General features: G+C 48.0%; 12 protein-coding genes. 7 read left to right on the top strand and 5 right to left on the bottom strand.

Going from position 1 to position 18,080, the window contains the following annotated elements:
* Positions 1-5: 5 nt before the first annotated feature.
* A complete protein-coding gene (locus ACEW9O_RS09655) occupies positions 6-3,200 on the bottom strand; it encodes a SusC/RagA family TonB-linked outer membrane protein (protein ID WP_373549948.1) in 3,195 nt (1,064 codons plus the stop codon).
* A gap of 210 nt (positions 3,201-3,410) precedes the next feature.
* Between ACEW9O_RS09655 and ACEW9O_RS09650 the strand changes: the two genes are divergently transcribed.
* From ACEW9O_RS09650 to ACEW9O_RS09620, 7 genes are all read left to right on the top strand, one after another.
* Positions 3,411-4,292 carry a helix-turn-helix domain-containing protein gene (locus ACEW9O_RS09650; RefSeq protein WP_373549947.1) on the top strand — a complete coding sequence of 294 codons (882 nt, stop codon included), beginning with the start codon at positions 3,411-3,413 and terminating at the stop codon, positions 4,290-4,292.
* Positions 4,293-4,326: 34 nt separating this feature from the next.
* On the top strand, positions 4,327-5,838 hold the full coding sequence (locus ACEW9O_RS09645) for a gluconokinase (RefSeq protein WP_373549946.1): 1,512 nt from the start codon (positions 4,327-4,329) through the stop codon (positions 5,836-5,838).
* Between the two features lie 114 nt (positions 5,839-5,952).
* Positions 5,953-6,858 (top strand): hypothetical protein, encoded by a 906-nt coding sequence (locus tag ACEW9O_RS09640; protein WP_373549945.1) that lies wholly within the window; start codon positions 5,953-5,955, stop codon positions 6,856-6,858.
* Between the two features lie 13 nt (positions 6,859-6,871).
* Positions 6,872-7,390 carry an O-acetyl-ADP-ribose deacetylase gene (locus tag ACEW9O_RS09635; protein WP_373549944.1) on the top strand — a complete coding sequence of 173 codons (519 nt, stop codon included), beginning with the start codon at positions 6,872-6,874 and terminating at the stop codon, positions 7,388-7,390.
* Between the two features lie 146 nt (positions 7,391-7,536).
* A complete protein-coding gene (locus ACEW9O_RS09630; protein WP_373549943.1) occupies positions 7,537-8,262 on the top strand; it encodes a TIGR00730 family Rossman fold protein in 726 nt (241 codons plus the stop codon).
* A gap of 49 nt (positions 8,263-8,311) precedes the next feature.
* Entirely contained in the window at positions 8,312-9,658 is a 1,347-nt protein-coding gene (locus tag ACEW9O_RS09625; RefSeq protein WP_373549942.1) for a lanthionine synthetase LanC family protein, read from the top strand.
* A 255-nt stretch (positions 9,659-9,913) separates the two neighbouring features.
* On the top strand, positions 9,914-10,165 hold the full coding sequence (locus ACEW9O_RS09620; protein ID WP_373549941.1) for an acyl carrier protein: 252 nt from the start codon (positions 9,914-9,916) through the stop codon (positions 10,163-10,165).
* 78 nt (positions 10,166-10,243) lie between these two features.
* Here ACEW9O_RS09620 and ACEW9O_RS09615 read toward each other — a convergent pair whose 3' ends face one another.
* The 4 genes from ACEW9O_RS09615 to ACEW9O_RS09600 form a co-directional block, all read right to left on the bottom strand.
* A complete protein-coding gene (locus tag ACEW9O_RS09615) occupies positions 10,244-11,569 on the bottom strand; it encodes a Gfo/Idh/MocA family protein (protein WP_373549940.1) in 1,326 nt (441 codons plus the stop codon).
* Between the two features lie 115 nt (positions 11,570-11,684).
* On the bottom strand, positions 11,685-13,790 hold the full coding sequence (locus tag ACEW9O_RS09610) for a hypothetical protein (protein ID WP_373549939.1): 2,106 nt from the start codon (positions 13,788-13,790) through the stop codon (positions 11,685-11,687).
* A gap of 318 nt (positions 13,791-14,108) precedes the next feature.
* Positions 14,109-14,963: a methyltransferase domain-containing protein gene (locus tag ACEW9O_RS09605; protein WP_373549938.1), complete on the bottom strand. Its 855-nt coding sequence runs from the start codon at positions 14,961-14,963 to the stop codon at positions 14,109-14,111.
* A gap of 35 nt (positions 14,964-14,998) precedes the next feature.
* Positions 14,999-18,019, bottom strand: a complete 3,021-nt coding sequence (locus ACEW9O_RS09600; RefSeq protein ID WP_373549937.1) for a gliding motility-associated C-terminal domain-containing protein — start codon at positions 18,017-18,019, stop codon at positions 14,999-15,001.
* Positions 18,020-18,080 lie beyond the last annotated feature (61 nt).

Raw genomic sequence — 18,080 nt, 5'->3', positions numbered from 1 at the left:
TTCTTTTAAAATTTAACATTGAGGTTAAAACCTATGCTACGGGTAGAAGGCAAGCCGGTAGATTCCATACCCACCAGGTTGTCAGAGCTGTAACCAAAGGTTTCAGGGTCGATGTTGTCCACCCATTTTTTAAGCATCAAAACGTTGTTGGCTACGAAGCTGAGTTTTAAACCTTTGATGGGTGAAGTGGCTGGCAAAAATCTGCCAAAATCGTATCCAGCGGTGATCTGGCGTAGTTTCCAATAGCCGCCATTGTAGACAATTGGTTCGATCAAAGCCAAAGAGCGCACTACCTCCCAATAAGGCTGTACGTTCGCTCTTACGGTGTTGACTTCTCCTTGTTGGTTCACGCCCTCACCAATAATCCCTCCTTCGGCACGCCCGGCCAAAGTCATCTGGTGCAACCCATGGCGAGTCAAGTTAAAGTTGGTACCAGAGAGCATCATGTTGCCCAGTTTGAAGTCGATCAGGAAGGAAACACTCAGGTTTTTGTAGGTAAATCCGTTGTTGATCCCACCCACCCACTTAGGCAAGGCAGAACCAAAAGAAATCAGGTCGGTGGTACGCAATGGAATCCCGTTGCCACCATAAATGATGCGCCCCTGAGCATCCCGGCGGTAGCCGAAGCCATAAATTTGACCCATTTCCTGACCTACTACCTGCCGGAGTTCACCATTGAATACGTGGGTACCAACAGTGATGCGTTCTCCAGGTGTATCTGTCAATAAACTCAATACTTTGGTGATGTTGTACGATCCGTTGAAGCTCAGATCCCAACGGAAGTTGGAAGTGCGTACAGGGACCAGGTTCAGTAACATTTCCACCCCATTGTTGCGGCTTTTGCCTGAGTTAATGAGCGTATTGGTAAAGCCGGAGGCATCCGAAATCTGGGCAGAGACGATTTGGTCGTTGGTGGTTTTTTGGTATATCGCTGCATCCAGTGAAACCCGGTTGTCGAACATTTTTAGCTCAATTCCGATTTCCGCTTCAGTAGCACGCATGGGGCGTAGCCCGGCGTTGGGTAAGGTTGAGCCTTGTGGGCCACCCACTGGTTGTAAGGCTCCAGATGGATTAGGATACAAGTTGGCATTGATGCCATAAAATAGGTTATTGGCGTAGGGCGATACATCGGTGTCACTCCCCACTTCGGCGTAGGCTGCGCGGAGTTTACCAAATTTCAACCACTTTGGAGCCTTTCCAAATGCCTCAGAAAAGATGAAGCTACCCGATACTGAGGGATAACTAATGCTACGGTTTTCAGGCGAAAGGGTAGAAAACCAGTCATTCCGCATGGTTACATTCACATACAACACCCGGTTGTAAGAAACCTCAGCGGAACCATAAACGGAGTTCACCGCCCGTTCGGACAGGCCATAAATGGGATCTTTTACCCGGCCATTCATCACGGTATACAAATCACGAACGACAAAGTCGTTTACGAGGACGGAATTCAAATCAGCGCGCCGATACATCTGGTTTCCCCCTACGTTGAAGTCGAAACCAATCTTGCCAAAAGTACGGGTACCTGAAAGCAAGATGTCCATGTTGGTTTCCCGGAAACGGCGTGACTCCTGGGTATAGGTTCCATTCACGAACCCAGCAGGAGCAGCTGCAAGTGAGGCATGCCCAGTTGGAAAGTTGTTGAAATCCTGATCCCGGGACCAATAATCCTGGCCTACCCGACCTTGGACAAATAACCAGGAGGTAAGATTGTACTTGACAGCCAGATTGCCAAAGAGGCGATCGCGGCGGATGTTTTGGAACTGTTCGGCAAGGGTCCAATAGGGATTGGTCCGGTTGCGGAAACGGGAATACACAAATTCATTACCAGCAGCGTCGTATTTTTTTTCATCCAGCAAATCCAATGGCATAGAGTTGGCTAGGTTGTAAACTGCGGTTGGAATCGAGTTGTCCTGGTTGGCAATGTTGGGTGGATTTTGGTTGTACTCGTTGGAGTAATTAACATTGCCCGAAAAGCTGAGTTTGCTGGACAAATCATAACCAAAGCCCACATTGATGGTTTTGCGGTTGAATTTGTTGTTGGACACAATCCCCTGGTTGTCCATATTGGAAAAGGAAAGATTAAATCCTCCTTTGTCGCCACCTGTTGCCAAGGACAAGGTATTGGTCAAGTTGGAGCCATTTTGGAAAAAGGTCTTGATGCGGTCGCGAACTGGCGCGTAGGGTACCGTCACCCCATCAAACAAAACCTGGGTCATTCCTGGCTGGAATTTTTCCCCAAATGACCACTGCCCGGAAGTAGGGTTGGGTGCTGTAGGGCGTACACCATTCTCACCTTGTCCGTATTCGTATTGAAAATCAGTGAAATCCAGGGGTGTTTCATTGGTGTAATTGGAATTAAAAGTGACGCCAATCCCTTTACCAGTACCCTTGGATTTGGTAGTGATCATGATGACCCCATCCTTGGCACGAGAGCCATAAAGCGCCGCAGCGGTAGCACCTTTCAGGATGGTCATACTTTCAATGTCATCAGGGTTGATGCTGGACAAACCGTCGCCCCCGTCAGAGGTGTTACCACCACCGCGCACGCCAATGGAGTTATCGGCGGCAGCATTACCCGGGTTGGTACCAAAGTTGGTATTGTCGATCGGCACCCCGTTGACTACAATCAAGGGGTTGTTTTGACCAGAAATAGAAGATTGGCCCCGGATCCGAATTTTGGAGGTTCCCGCAGGCCCGGTACCCAAGCCCGAAATGTTTACCCCAGCCACTTTACCTTGCAGGGTGTTGATAAAGTTGGGGGAACGGTTTTCAGTAAGGGCTTCTGCGCCAATCGTAGTGGTGGCGTATCCCAGTTTTTTCGACTCCTTGCGGATGCCCAAAGCAGTAACCACCATTTCGTCCAATTGCAGGATGGATTCTGCCAAGGTCACTACAAGTTGGGTGCGATTGCCCACCCGTTCGTAAACGGTAGCGAAACCCGTTGAACTGAAAGCGAGGGTGTCATTGCTACTGGCAGCAATACTAAAGGTACCATTCACCTCGGTAACAGTGCCTCGGGTGGTACCTTTCACCAGGATCAATACCCCGGGAATACCTACCCCCGAATTGTCATTGACGGTTCCAGTAATTTGTTGAGCGAAAATAAAATTGGCAAAAAATAAAAACAAGCCGGCAAGTAACGCGCCTCTGGGGAAACTAATAGCCCAGAGTCGACCAGTGAGTTGATTTTGTTCCATGATCCGATGATTAGGTTTTTAAAGTGCGTAATAAATCGTTACAAATGTCATGGATTCAAAACAATCTAACTTCCATATAAGCTTGGCGGCGAATTTTGTACTTTTTTACTCAAAGTTTGACTTATTTTTGTTGGAAATTAGCTTAAACAAGCGTGCTTGATTTTATGTACTCAAGGTTGCTTGTGCATAAAATCTTTTCTGAAGCCGACTATGAATCACTTATTGTTGTTGCAACAAGGCCAGGCGGAACAACTTCGACATTTTCCTTACATCACTGAGTTGGTAAAACTAAAAGTCCAGAACATACAATTGAACTCATTTACCATCAAAACCCACTCCGAGCTCAGGGTAGGTTTGATTACCGAAGGAAAATTCGATTGGAACATTGCAGGACAAGGTTACACCCTTTTTCCTGGGGATACGGCATTGGCCTGTCCCTGGCAAGCGATTGGTAGTACCAAGGGAATCATGGACATTGGCACCCTGACCTGGATTGGCATTCAACCCGAGTTTTTTGACGCACAGGGAAAACTACAATTGGGCACTTGGAGTGGAATTTCTGAATCGGAACAAGGCGTGATGGGCAAAATTTTAGCAATGAACAAAACGCCAGTATTGACCCGCTTTGGGGCTGGAGCGACTATTTTGCAAAGCATCGAATACGAAATCATGCAGCAAGAAATGGGCTACCGCACGCGGGTCAATCACCTGTTGGATGAACTGTTCATCGAAATGGTTCGGCACTTGAGCAAGGCCGAAAATTTCAGGCGGGATTTCCCCCAAATTTTCCTGAAACTGGAGCAAACCTTGCGCAGTAACCTCGCTCACCCCTGGACTGTGGAAGAAATGGCGGGCCTGGTGGGTTTGGGCACCACTGCATTTACAGAAAAGGTAAAAGTGTTTACGGGATTTTCCCCCTTGCATTACCTCATCAACCTGCGGATTGCAGAAGCCATCAAGTTGTTGCGGCAAAGCAACCACAGTTTGACGCGGATTGCCCTCGAAACTGGATTTTATTCCTCTCAGCACTTTTCCTCAACCTTTAAAAAACTAACGGGTTATACGCCACGTGCGTACCGGAAGAACCAGTAATGAACTACTTTGACTAATGATATAACCGACGATCATGGATTGTATTCTTACCATTGACATCAATACTTCGGCAGTTCGAATCCATGCATTTGACCTCAATGGAAAAGTATTGGGCATGCGCAAAGGTTCGTATCCCACTTTTCACCCCCAAGCAGATTACAGCGAGCAAGACCCAGAGCAGGTATTCATCACGACCTTATATGTGTTGAAAAACTTTTTGAACGAGCAGATTCATCCCCAAAAATACAAGGTGCAAGCCATCTGTTTTTGCGCAGCGATGCACAGCGTATTGGCTGTCGATAAAAACGGACGCCCCCTGGGGAATGCAGTCATTTGGGCCGACAATCGCGCCATCAAGCAGTCGAAAATGTTGAAAAATAGCCCGGAAGGCAACAGCATTTACAACGCCACTGGCACTCCAATCCATCCGATGTCGCCCCTCGCAAAAATTGCCTGGATGCAGCACCAAGACCCGGAACGGTTCAATCAAGCCCATAAATTCATCTCGCTCAAGGAATACATCATTTTGCAATTGACGGGGGAATACCTCGTTGACCACAGCATTGCTTCTTCGACCGGACTTTTTGACATCCATCAATTGCAGTGGAATGCCCGATCACTGAGTTTTGCGGGCATCGACAAAGAGCAGCTGTCCACCCCCGTTTCGATCTATTTTGATGAGGTGGGCTTAAAAAAGGAGTATTACAAGTCCTTGCGCCTGGCCAGCACGACCAAAGTAATTTTGGGTTCCAGTGATGGCTGTTCGGCTACCCTGGGTTCGGGCGACATTCGCCACAAACGGGCAACCGTGACCATTGCTTCGAGTGGCGCAGTGCGGGTAGCGGGCAAAGAGTTTTTGGTCGACGAGCAACAGCGTTTTTTCAATTACCTGCTCGCCGATGATTATTATGTATCGGGTGGCCCTAGCAACAACGTCGGGGTGGCTTTTGATTGGTTCACCCAGCAATTTGGCAATTTTCACCAGGGCCAGGAATTTGAACAGGTGCGGGAAGAGTTGATCCGGGATGCGGTGTATGTACCAGCTGGGGCCAAAGGGCTGTTGTTTTTGCCTTATTTATTGGGCGAGCGAGCCCCGATTTGGAATGCCAATGCCCGGGGCGTGTTTTTTGGGCTCAACATCACCCATGAGCCCAAACACCTGCTGAGGGCTTGTGTTGAAGGGATTTTGTTAGAGATGTACAGCATTGGCAAACTGCTGAGCACGCAGCGCTCTTTTGACAGCATCAGCTTGACAGGCTCTTATGCCAGTGTGCCACTCTTTGCGCAAATCCTGACCGACATTTATGGTTTACCGGTACAGGTCAATACCACAGTGGACAGCATTGCACAAGGCACGGCCTTGATCGCCTTGACCCAGATGGGGTATTTCAGTGGTTTGGAGGAAGCTTCGGCAAGTACCCATTTTACGGGGACGTATAGCCCCGATGAACAAAATCACGACTTGTACATGCGGTATTTTGAGGTTTTTGAACGCTTGAGTGGGAAATTGGAGGAGGAGTTTGAAATGATTGCGGGGCTGCAGTGATCGATGGGTAGGGTTAATTGCGGAAATTTGCCCTGGTCAAAAGTTGTATAAAGTGACGTGACTCGGAAATTCAGATCATCCAATTTTGCATTGAAATAGCCCTCAATGTAAATTATGGCAAATAGCTACGATCGCATTTTCAAGGAAAATATCGAACCTTTACTCCTGCACCTATTAAATAAGGTGTTAGGATTATCGCCCCCCAAGCTCGTCCCCATTGATGCAAAAATGCAGGTAACCCAAGAAGCAGAAATGGACAATATTAGACGAGTAGTACATGAAGATATAAAATTAGACTACGGCCTGCAAATAGAATTTCATGTTAGCGATGAAGACTTGCGAAAACGCAATTTTCTGCATTATGCCCTTTTTCACCAGATCACAGCTCTACCCTTAAGACAAGTAGTGATTTATGGTGGCATGGGCCTGGGCACTCAAATCAAGAAAAACCACTTATCCCTTAGTGGTTTGGAATTTCAGTTTGAAGTAATCGTGTTGAAAGATATACCCAAGGAGGTGTTTTTAAACTCAACTATTCCCGAGGAAGTGATTCTGGCTATTCTTTGCGATTTTGGACAAGACGCACCAGATGTGGTCGTTAGGCAAATTTTGAGCAGCCTATTCAAAATCCTAAAAGGCTCTTTCAGAGTCAAAAAATATCAAAAACAATTGTTAATTTTATCACGTTTAAGAAAGATGGAACTCATTGTAAAAACTCAAGTTGAAGCCATGACTATTCATTATGACATAGAAACTGATGGGCTATATCTACAAGGGATTGAGCAAGGTATCGAGCAGGGTAGAGAGGAAGGACGCGAAGAGGGAATTGAGATTGAAAAGCAAGAGTTCATTCAAACACTCTGGTCACTCCAAGAGTTTTCATTGGAAAAAATGGCTATGATGGTCAAGAGTCCGGTGGAAAAAGTGATTGAGGTGATTGTAAACTTACTACAAGCAGAGGGGTTAAGTGAAATGGAAGCTTTAGTCACTATAGAAGAATATAAAGCCAAGGTGGATTAGCCATCAATATTACATGATCGAATTAATCCAAGGCGACATCACCAAAATCCCCGTCGACGCGATTGTCAATGCAGCCAATACCTCCCTGCTTGGCGGCGGTGGTGTAGATGGCGCCATCCATCGGGCTGGTGGCCCTGAAATTCTGGAGGATTGCAAAAAAATCCGCAGCAAACAGGGAGGCTGTCCGGTTGGTACAGCTGTGATCACTACTGCGGGTAAACTCCCGGCGAAGTATGTTATCCATACAGTAGGCCCAGTTTGGAATCAGGGGAAATCAAATGAAGAAATCTTGTTGGCGTCAGCGTATTTGAGCAGTCTTAAGCTCGCCATTGAACATGAGGTAAAGACGATCGCTTTTCCGAATATCAGTACGGGCATTTATCGTTTTCCTAAGCAACGGGCGGCGGAGATTGCGGTGGCTACTGTTCAAGAATTTTTGGCGACTAATGCAGGAATTGAAAGGGCGATTTTTGTTTGTTTTGATGAGGAGAATTTGGAGATTTATTGTGAACTTTTGAAGGCAGTCAGTTAGAATCGACCAGCGGCATTAACTCAAAATGATAAAATTCTGGTCTCATTGTTTTCCAACGAACAAACTTTCCCCACTTTTCCCCGCCTACATTTCCCAAAAAAAACTATATTTCCGTCCTTTTTCTTCTCAAAAACGACCAGAAACGTATGTCGGAAAACAAACCAACAACCCAAGCGCACCCCCACATGAAGGAGTGGTCGCAGGAACTGAAGGGCCAGAACTCCTGGACCATGTTCAAAGTGATCTCAGAATTTGTGCAGGGTTTCGAGACACTCAATGTCATTGGGCCATGTGTGTCCATCTTTGGATCTGCGCGGACCAAACCCGACCATGCCTATTACAAACTTGCCATAGACATTGCCCGCCACTTGACCATCGAAGGCTACGGCGTGATTACAGGCGGCGGCCCGGGGATCATGGAAGCAGGCAATAAGGGCGCAACCTTGTATGGCGGTAAATCGGTAGGATTGAACATCAACCTACCTTTTGAACAAAACAACAACCTGTACATCGACAACGATAAAAACCTGAACTTCCGCTATTTTTTCACCCGCAAGGTCATGTTTGTGAAGTATGCCCAGGCTTTTGTTGCGCTACCGGGTGGTTTTGGCACCATGGATGAGGTTTTTGAGGTCCTCACTTTGATCCAAACCAAAAAAATCAACAAAGTGCCCGTGATCCTGGTTGGCACCAAATTTTGGTCAGGATTAAAAGAATGGATGTTCGAAGTGATGCAGGAACAGGAGCACAACATCTCGCCCGGCGATTTGGATCTTTTGCCGCTGACAGACGATCCTGAAGAGGTCATTAAGATCATCAACGACTTTTATGGGCACACCAATAAACTAAAGCCGAACTTTGAGCTGTTATAAGCGGGGGAAAATATCGTCTCTATACTATTTTTCTAAAAACCAATTGCCAATGCGCCTTCGCAGCAGTATCATCGGCCTGTTTTTGCTATTTTTTGTCCTTCAGCTTCAGGCCCAAAGTGGCCTGGCCGATAGCATTCAACGCATTCATTTGTGGTTGCACCAACACGTCAAAACCAGTGCCGAAGGCAGCTCTTGGCCCGTGATTCCCGGCGAAAGCAATGGACGAATCAGTTTGGACTTGTACAGTGGCATTCCCGGCATTGTGCTGTTTTACCTCGAAGCCCATCATGCCACCAATAACGCCGAATACCTGGAGGAAGCCAAAAACGGGGCCAATTTTTTGCTCGCCCGTTTGCCCGAACAATTGAGCGAGATGGATGCGCAAGGCAAAACCGGGCTTTTTTCCGGCATCTGTGGCGTAGGTTTTACCTTGCAAGAAGTGTACAAAGCCACCAAGGATACCAAATACAACGAAGGATTTCAGCGTGTCCTCAAATTGCTGCTCAATGCCTCTGAAACTCGGGGCGAAACGACCCACTGGGGCTATGTCACCGATGTCATTGCTGGTAACTCGGGCATTGGTTTATTCCTGCTGTACGCTTACCGCGAAACCAAAAATTTCACCTACCTCGAACTGGCCGCCAATACCTGTAACTGGCTTATCACCGTGGCCCAACGCGTCAATACCGAACAATGGAAATGGCGCATGTGGCCCGGGGCGGAGAAAACCATGCCCAATTTTTCCCACGGCACCGCCGGGGTAGCCTATTTCGCGGCGGAGGTCTTCGCGATTTTGGAAGAAGGCCGTTACTTGCGGGTTGCGCTGAACGGCGCGCGGTATTTACAAACCTTAAAAAATGCCGAAGGCCTAATTCCCCACCACGAAGAGGGCGATGGAAAACAACTCTTTTATTACGGCTATTGCCACGGCCCGGTGGGTACGGCGCGTTTGTACTACGTGTTGTACAATTCTTATAAAAAAGAGCGCAAAAACTGGAAAAAACCCTGGGATGCTGCGATCAATACCCTGTTAAAATCGCCCATTCCCCAAAAGCGTACACCAGGATTTTGGAACAATGTGAGCCAATGCTGTGGCAATGCCGGAGTAGCCGAGTTCTTTTTGACCTTGTACCGCATGGAGGGCAAAAAGAAATACCGCGATTACGCCTGGTTACACACCCAAGACCTGCTCAAACGCGCTACCTCCGACGCCCAGGGCCTGCGCTGGATCCAGGCAGAGAATCGTGCAGAACCCGAAGCATTGGCCGCCCAAACAGGATACATGCAAGGCGCAGCGGGCATTGGCATCCTGCTTTGTCATTGGTTGGAATTGGAACAAGATAAAAAACAGCTGATTCGTTTACCCGACGAACCTTACGGAAAGGAAGCAAAATAAGATTACAAGTTGACTGACTCTTTTTTGAAAACTAGGTTTACAATTCAAGGCAGATAATCGTCATTTCAGCGCAGTTCAGCGTCGCTTCATTGGGTTTTGTCAAAAATATTGTCACTCCTAGGCAACCTATCGCTATCTGGATTCGTTCTTTATTCGATTTTGGATGAATAAAGAAACCAAATTCTACTGACTGTTGTCTTACTGAAGATCCTGTTAACCCAAATATTTCATCACCTAAACTGTGAAACTGTGGTAATGGCTAAAAAGAGTAAATGGACCGCCGAGGACCGTATCATTGAATTGATTGCATGGGAACTCAACATCCCATCCTCGCGCATTAACCCCCACACTGACCTCATTGACGATTTATACCTAGACTCGGTTGACAAAGACTTGTTGATTGCAAAATTAGAATCTCAATTTGGCGTTTTCCTCAACCAAGAGCAAGCCGCAAAAATTGACACGGTGCGGGATGCTAGTTTTTTCCTGCAGCAAAATGCAGCTTGAAAGTGAATAGTGAAAAGTGAATAGTGAATAGTGAAAAGCACGTTTACACTTAGTTTTCCACTACCAACTCTTCACTCTTCACTCTTCACTTACTAATTTATACCCATTCTCATACTTCTTCTTCAAATACCCGTTCACCTCTTTCTCCTCAAATTTTCCTTTTTCGCCATTCCAGTGCAAGGCTTGTCCACTGCGGTAGGCAATATTGCCCATTTGGCTAACCATACATACCCGAGCACCAATGCCAATGCTCGCCTTTGCCGCTTCGGGTTCTTTCACTTTAACCGCCTCCAGGAAATTTTGTACGTGTAAATCCAGACCGAAAGAGTTCTTTGCTTTTTGGGAAGGTACTGCTTCGATGGCTTTATTGTGGGGGATTACTTCCCAATCTTCCCGGCTAATCACTAAGGTGCCGTTTTCTCCAATAAAAGCTGCCCCTTGGCCGCGGTTATAATTGCCCAGTCCAATGCCCATCATGTGCTCCCAGGTCAGGGTGAAATCGCGGAAATTGTAGACGGTGGTGAGGGTATCAGGTGTTTCCTGGGCGTCATCGGGGTAACCCAATTTGCCTCCCGCCGCCAGGATGGTATGGGGCATTTCGGGCTCCATAAATTGCAGCACTGTATCAATCATGTGTACGCCCCAATCGGTCATCACCCCTCCAGCATAGTCCCAATACCAGCGGAAATTGCCATGAAACCGATTGGGATTAAACGGCCGTTTGGGTGCCGGGCCCAGCCACAAATCGTAATCTACTCCAGTGGGAACCGGGCCGTCAGGCGCTTTGGGAATACTCGATTTCCAGCCTACATAAGCCCAAGCTTTGGTACTGCGAACCCGCCCCAATTTACCGGAACTCAGAAATTGCCTAGCCTCTTCCAGGTGGGGTTGGCTGCGTTGCCACTGCCCGACCTGAATGACCCGACCGGAGCGTGCTGCAGCCAGTTCCATCGTGCGGGCTTCAATGATAGAGTTCCCGATGGGTTTTTCCACGTACACGTCTTTGCCCGCGGATACCGCATCCAAAAACATCAAACAATGCCAATGATCTGGGGTACCAATGATCACAAGGTCTACCGCCGGATCGGCCAATAAATCCTGGTAGGCTTTGTACAATTTGGGCGCAGGCAAACCTGCTTTTTCCAAGTCGGCCTTCCGGCGGCTAAGCACATTATTGTCTACATCGCAGAGGGCGGCACAAAAACATTGATCATTTTTCAGGAAAGACTGTAGATCAACAAAACCCATCCCATTGCAGCCAATCAATCCAACTCCGATGCGGTCATTGGGGCTGATCGAACGACGTTGTGCAGCGATGAGTTCTAGTGGCAAGGTGCCAAATAATCCTGCCCCAAGGGCAAATTGCCCAGTCTGTTGTATGAATTTTCTCCGCGAGTGCTGCATAGCCTATTTTATTTAAATATGCCTTTACCTTAAAAAACGAAGCTTAAGATGTGTATTAGTCTACTCATCTTAAGCTTTGACGTTTTATTAAGATTCCTCCCTGAAAAAACCTGATTTATTCTCTAACGACCACTACTCTATGGATTTGCGCCCGATCTTGCAAGCGCAGCCAATAATTTCCAGCAGGCAATTCAGTGGGCAGTTTGATTTCATACCAACCGGGGCTTCCCTGTAGGTTCAGGCTTATTCTTCGGCCCAGTGCATCCAATAAGAAGACTTCCTCGGCCAATAAGGTCAAAGAAGTTTGGATGTTGATGCGGTCTTTGGCTGGGTTGGGGAAAATGGACATCAATTCACCTTTGTCCAGCGTGATGGCCACTACCTTGGAATGGTCCGTGGTTCCATCAAAATCCACTTGCCGCAAGCGGTAATAGTTGATGCCTGCCAATGGGTTTGGATCAAAATACTGGTAATGCTGGGTTTCTTGGGTCGTACCTTTGCCTTTGATACGGGTGACCTCCAGAAAATTTTGGCCGTTGGCGCTGCGCTCCAGTACCATGTAATCGTTGTTGAGTTCGGTAGCGGTTTTCCAGGTCACCAGGATACCTTGATCCTGGAGTTTGGCGTCGAATTGGGTCAATTCGATGGGGAGGATGCAAACCCCGTCGTTTCCATCTATACTTGCTCCATTAGTGGGCACATTAGAACCTTGGTTACCATTGTTCCCAGTTGTCCCTCCTACCCCACTCGTTCCACCAGGGCCACCTGCCCCACGCGCGCCTCTGGTGCCACCAATCCCTGTACCACCCTGGGGGGTAGAACAAGTAACCGCAGTACAAGAGCCAGCGCTACCTCCATTGCCATCACCGCCCGCACCTCTGGCTCCGCCTCGGCCACCATTGCCACCGATGCCCATGCCTGTGCCAAAACCACCAGCACCACCGGGGCCACCGTCGCCGCCATTCCCACCGGTGGCATCACCACCTGTGGTAGTTGCACAGCTTCCGCCAGTAGAGCCATCTGCTCCAATGGCAAAACCGCCAGCGCCGCCGTCGCCGCCCTGACCTCCTCTTCCACCATTTTTATCTGCACCAAAGCCATTGCCGCCCTGTGCCCCATTGCCGCCCTGACCGCCATTGCCAGCTATTGCCGAGCCTCCCGGGACGCTATTAAAAGCGACTCCGCCATCGCCACCATGGCCACCATGGCCGCCTCGGAGACCGTTGCCACTCATATTAATGCCGCCACTACCACCGTTTCCGCCATTGCCGCCACCACAAGCAATTCCATCGGTGCTGTTGCCACCTTGACCACCATTTGTTCCATTTACGCCATTTGTAGTAGGCGATCCAGGACCATTGCTGCCATTGCTGCCATTGCTGCAAGCGAAAAAATACGTTTCGCCACCACTGCCACCTGTGCCGCCATCAAGGGTTAGCCAGGCTTCAGCATTGCCACCATGACCACCGTTTCCGGCTAAGAAGCGGCGATCTTTCGCGCCAGCCTGGAATTGTTCGTACAAAAAGACCACAGAACCACCGTCGCCACCCTGGCCACCGGCGATTCCATTGCCCCCTGCACCAACTGCGACCCGACCGTTGATGACGATTCGTGGGGCTTGTAAAAATATACTCCCGCCACGACCACCATTGATGCTTTGAGCCGCTTGATTGCTAATGGTAAAGCCCATGGTACTTACACCAATTTGGGCCCAAACTCCTCGTGATGAAGTGGTTTGCACAGTGGAGTTGTTTTCTGGTAAATAGCCATTACCACCATTACTCAATTGAATGTTGCCATTGATTTCGATGGTCCCGGCGGCACAAATAATCAGGTTTTGCCCGGGTGCATTGCTGTGCAAAATGGATTTCCCGTGGATGTTGCCATCAATGCGTACATCTCCTGCGGAGTAAATGGCAAAGTCCTCTTCCAGAATCAGGTTTTCACCACGCGGGATAATCAAGTTTTTGACCAGCCTCAATTGAGCTGTTGTCGTAACCTGGGTATTCAACACGTAAGCTTGTTGAAATAAAGCATGAGTTGCTGTGCTCATACTGGCTTTTTCACATACTCGATCGTCATTGATGTGAAAAAAAGCCAAAAGATCGGGATTAATCGATTGATTTTGTTGCGCGTAGAGTTGGGTGATTCCACAACAAAATAAGGCCAATGGCAAAAAAAACCGTAGGCCACCCAGGGATGTTGTTAGTAGTTTTCTCATCGTATGCTGCAATTAACTAATTAGTCACAATCGCTTATGATTCAATAAGTCCGAATCGGTTTGAGCAAAACCAGTGTAAAGGATACTCTAGATAATTAAGATTGAACTTTGTTTATAAAGGAACTTTTCGATCCCTAAAGATAAGGCCATTAGGTGTTTTATTTCAATATTTTTTTTTCTAATAATTGATAATCAAATGTTTCAACACCAAAGACAAGCCTAACTTGTACGAACCTCCCGGCAGTTGCAAGAGGGATTAACGAATGAGGAAGAAAATAGGACTGATTTTGGCGAAAACGCAGTCTTTCAGCCTTGATTTTACACTGGTTTGCGCGCACTCAACAAACCATAATTCCACAATTTTTTTTCCAGCGCGTGGTACTGATGAATAGAGCCCCAAACATTGCTGATTTGTACATCAGATACAATCCCCAATTTATTCAAAGACAGGGCCATCGGCAACCATTTGTAGCCATGCTCTTTGATGTTGAGGATGGAACGCATCGTGTGCTGGGTAATGTCGCGAAAAGTAAAATCTACCAAACCCACTTTTTGGGCGTGTGCTGCGTGTTCTGATGGGGAATCCAAATCTGGAATGGCCCAACTATTCAGCCAACGCCGCAATTGAAATTCATCTTCTTCCGAGTAAGGTCGCTTGTTCCGAAAAGTATCGGCCATGACCAGGCGACCGCCTGGGCGCAACAAACGGGCTGCTTCCTGATAAAAATCCAATTTTCGATCAGCGTGGCAAACACTTTCCAGGGCCCATACCACGTCAAAACTGCCGTCTTCAAAAGGGGTTTTGCAGTAATCAGCCAGTAAAAAAGAGGTTTGAGTAGCTACCCTTTGTTTGCGGGCATTGCGCAGGGCGTCTTTCACCTGGCTTTCAATCGGGGTAATTCCCACTGCGGTACAATTGCGGTTTTGGGCCAACCAAATACTGGAGCCCCCTACCCCACAACCAGCGTCCAGCACTTTTTCACCAGACTGAATAGCGACCAAATCTGCCATGACCTTATTCATGTTGGCTACCGCGGCCCGGTGGTGAGTGGCATGCTCATCGTAATATCCAAAATGGATTGCATACGTATTGCGAACACCCCAGACCCAACGGTAGTCCCAGCGGGTGCCTTCGTAATAGGATTGAACACTGGGGAAAAATGAGTTGGCCATAATCAATTAGCTTAATTAGGTAAAAATAGTACATATTAACGCAGCAAGGTCAAGGAGCCTCGAACTATTTCCGTTTTTCCTGTACGCAATAGCGCTTCCGCCATGAAGACATACACTCCGACTGGTGCTTTTTCACCGTTGATCAATCCATCCCAGCCACTCTCTGGCGTATTGCCCAGATTTTCGCTAGCAAAAACCTGGCTGCCCCAGCGGTCAAAAATTCTCAACACGTTGATTTTTTCAACTTCCTGGGCGTAATACAAGGTGAAAAAATCATTTTGGTTGTCGCCATTGGGGCTAAAGGCATTGGGGGCATAGATGCGCAGGCGTTTTTCCACCAAAACCATGAGGTTATCGCGCAACACACAGCCATTGGCGCTTCGTACAGTCAGCTGAAAAACAGTTGTGGTAGTCGGGCGGGCGATGATGGCGGCTGAGTCCAGGCTTTGAAATCCAGTGCCCGGTTGCCAAGTGATGGAACTAGGGTTAAAATTGATTTGAGGTTTAATCAATACACTATCACCTGCAAAAATGCTGCGATCGGGGCCGAGATCCAGACTCAATTCCGAGGAATTGGGGACCCGAACATTTCTGGAAGCAATACAATTGTTGCCGTCACTAACGCGCAAGGTCCGATTGCCCGAGGCCAAATCCGAGATGGTCAAGGGCCCTCCAAAAGCGGCGAAAGCTCCTCCATCCAGGGAATAAGCATATGGCCCCCCTGCGCCCGTAATGTTGAGGATGCGCAACTGATTTTTTTGCCCAGGACAAACTGCCGTATCCAAGGCAAACTGAAATAGTAAAGAATCGGGTTCGATTAAAGTAACACTCACGGGTGGTGCCTGACAACCCGCGCTATCCGTCGCCACCACCTGATACGTTCCTGGCCCAAGGTTACTGATGCTTTGGGTATTGCTGTTGTTGTTCCATGCATAACGATAGGGAGCGCTACCACCTTGTACCTCCGCTGTTGCTGCGCCATCCGCAGCCCCAAAACAACTGATGTTGTAGCGACCAAAGTTAGTGGTCGATCGCGCTGTTGCGACTGGTTCACTGATGGTAATGGTGGCAGAACTACTGGGATTGGCCTCACAAGAACCGGTGGTTGTTTTTACCGACAGCAAGGTAAAAGTTGAAGTTCTGGATAAAATAACCGGTAAAACGGTTCCGTTGCTCACATTGTTAAAAGGAATCGTGTCCCTTCCATTTGTAATGATCAGGTTAAACAAGGTACCGCCACTGAGCTGAAATCGCAAATTTCCCGCTCCTCCGCCACAGATGGTCGTATCGCCACTCAGACTACCGTTCGGTCGAGGTGAAAAACGCAAATCCACCGAAATGATGCTGTCACAACCAGCAGTGGTCGATAAAAACTCCATACCTCTGGGGCGGCTTGCATCATAAACCTGTCCATTGACGATCAATTGTTCACCCTGACAGAGGTCGCGCTGAATCAGCGTAGTGTCACTTTCCTGGCTTAAAATATTGACCGCCTGATCAATGAGCGCTGGGCAACCATTGCCATCAATGATGGAGGAAAAAAGGATCGTTGCGGATCCATTCCGCGAAGGACAAAACACTAGCGAATCTTGATCCGTACTGGCAACCAGGCCACCAGGTTGAATGTTTCCTCCTTCATTCACAATAAAGCCTAAAATAAATGGGGCTTTGCCTTGGAAAGAGAGGGGCAAGCGGGTACAAGTCCCACCACAAAGGGTGTCACCCGCAGGCACTGTCAAACTGGGCGGATTGGCCAGTTGCAACACAACCGGAATGGCCCGACTGCGGCACACCCCATCCGTGGTAAGGGCATAAACGGTGGCAGCACCTGAGTTAAACTGATCAGGATCGACGATGGTATCGCGCAAGTTTTGATCGCGGTACCACTGCACGACCAGTCCAGTATTGCCCCGAATTTGTCCATCCAGGGCGGTCAGGGCGAAAGTTGCTTGGGCATTGCCATTGGTACAGGCTACGACAGGGTCAACGATGGGTTGAATGCTTACGCCCGGGGTAACTGTCACAGTAGTAGGTCGCCCAAAATTGGAATAAATTGGACAGGCATTGGCGTCGGTAACTGAGATGATAAAAAAGGTCGTCGTCTCCCCTACCTGGATGGAGATAGAATCGTTGTTTTGAGCTTGAGCGACTTGGAAGGTGTCCAGTCCATCACTGTATTCAAGGATAAATGGGCCACCGGTAGTCGGCAAGCTCAAACGCAGCACTTCATTAATGGTATCACAACCTTGACAAGTGGTACATTTTAGTTCAATGCCACTATTTGCGATGGTAAAACGCGATGGAATGAGTGGTAAGTTGGTGCAAGAACTTGCCGTCTGCCAATTGGCAGGATTGGCAATGCGGGAAATCCATTCCAGTTGAGTAGTTGCAGTAGTGAGGCCATTGTAGGCAATGAAGTCGGTTGCATTGCCAGTAGGGGCCATATTGAAGCAGTTGGCTACCTCGGGATGTAGTTTAGAATCTTGCGAGGAATCGTTGTTGAGCCATTGCATTTTGGTGTTGAATCCAAACAAAATCCGGCCTCCAGTATAGGTTGCATCGTGGTCAAAATTACCCGCGGTTCCGGTTCCTTGGTTCCAGATGCCGCCTTGCATGAAATAAAATTGATCGCCACCTGAGTTGAGGTTGACTGTATTGGTGCTACCTTGAGCACTAAAACTCCAGGTATCATCTGGTAAAATAGCCCGATAGGTTGTGCTACCAATTGGAGGAAATTCAAAAGTGATCACTGTACCTGCGGGGATCGTATTGCCGCTACGCGTAGCTCTAACAAATCCTTCGGAATTGCCCCAACGGCCAGGAGTCAAACGCTCCCAACCATTGTCGGTAATGTCGATGCTGGTACCCGCAGTGATGTCTTTGAAACAAATAAAACTGATGCGATCGACGGCGGTTCCGCTACAAGCTGAATTGTTGGCGTTTACCTGGATAATGGCCAGGTCACCAGGTTCCAGACGAGTTTGGGCTTTGATCCAAAACACTTGTAGACAAACTAGAACAGTGACTAGGAGTGGCCGTACGGCTAATGGCTTCATGAAAAAAATAGTTTATAGGATTTGGGGAGACTGGAAGTTTTAGGTTCCCTTTCCAACGTTG

Source organism: Haliscomenobacter sp., assembly GCF_041740695.1.
Taxonomy (GTDB): domain Bacteria; phylum Bacteroidota; class Bacteroidia; order Chitinophagales; family Saprospiraceae; genus Haliscomenobacter.
The sequence above is the reverse complement of the archived record's forward strand: the minus strand, read 5'-3'. Positions and strand labels throughout refer to the sequence as shown.

Coding starts and splice junctions, on each gene's coding strand:
- ACEW9O_RS09620 (WP_373549941.1), top strand. CDS start 9,914: ATGGCTAAAAAGAGTAAATGGACCGCCGAGGACCGTATCATTGAATTG.
- ACEW9O_RS09655 (WP_373549948.1), bottom strand. CDS start 3,200: ATGGAACAAAATCAACTCACTGGTCGACTCTGGGCTATTAGTTTCCCC.
- ACEW9O_RS09610 (WP_373549939.1), bottom strand. CDS start 13,790: ATGAGAAAACTACTAACAACATCCCTGGGTGGCCTACGGTTTTTTTTG.
- ACEW9O_RS09625 (WP_373549942.1), top strand. CDS start 8,312: ATGCGCCTTCGCAGCAGTATCATCGGCCTGTTTTTGCTATTTTTTGTC.
- ACEW9O_RS09635 (WP_373549944.1), top strand. CDS start 6,872: ATGATCGAATTAATCCAAGGCGACATCACCAAAATCCCCGTCGACGCG.
- ACEW9O_RS09630 (WP_373549943.1), top strand. CDS start 7,537: ATGTCGGAAAACAAACCAACAACCCAAGCGCACCCCCACATGAAGGAG.
- ACEW9O_RS09605 (WP_373549938.1), bottom strand. CDS start 14,963: ATGGCCAACTCATTTTTCCCCAGTGTTCAATCCTATTACGAAGGCACC.
- ACEW9O_RS09640 (WP_373549945.1), top strand. CDS start 5,953: ATGGCAAATAGCTACGATCGCATTTTCAAGGAAAATATCGAACCTTTA.
- ACEW9O_RS09615 (WP_373549940.1), bottom strand. CDS start 11,569: ATGCAGCACTCGCGGAGAAAATTCATACAACAGACTGGGCAATTTGCC.
- ACEW9O_RS09600 (WP_373549937.1), bottom strand. CDS start 18,019: ATGAAGCCATTAGCCGTACGGCCACTCCTAGTCACTGTTCTAGTTTGT.
- ACEW9O_RS09645 (WP_373549946.1), top strand. CDS start 4,327: ATGGATTGTATTCTTACCATTGACATCAATACTTCGGCAGTTCGAATC.
- ACEW9O_RS09650 (WP_373549947.1), top strand. CDS start 3,411: ATGAATCACTTATTGTTGTTGCAACAAGGCCAGGCGGAACAACTTCGA.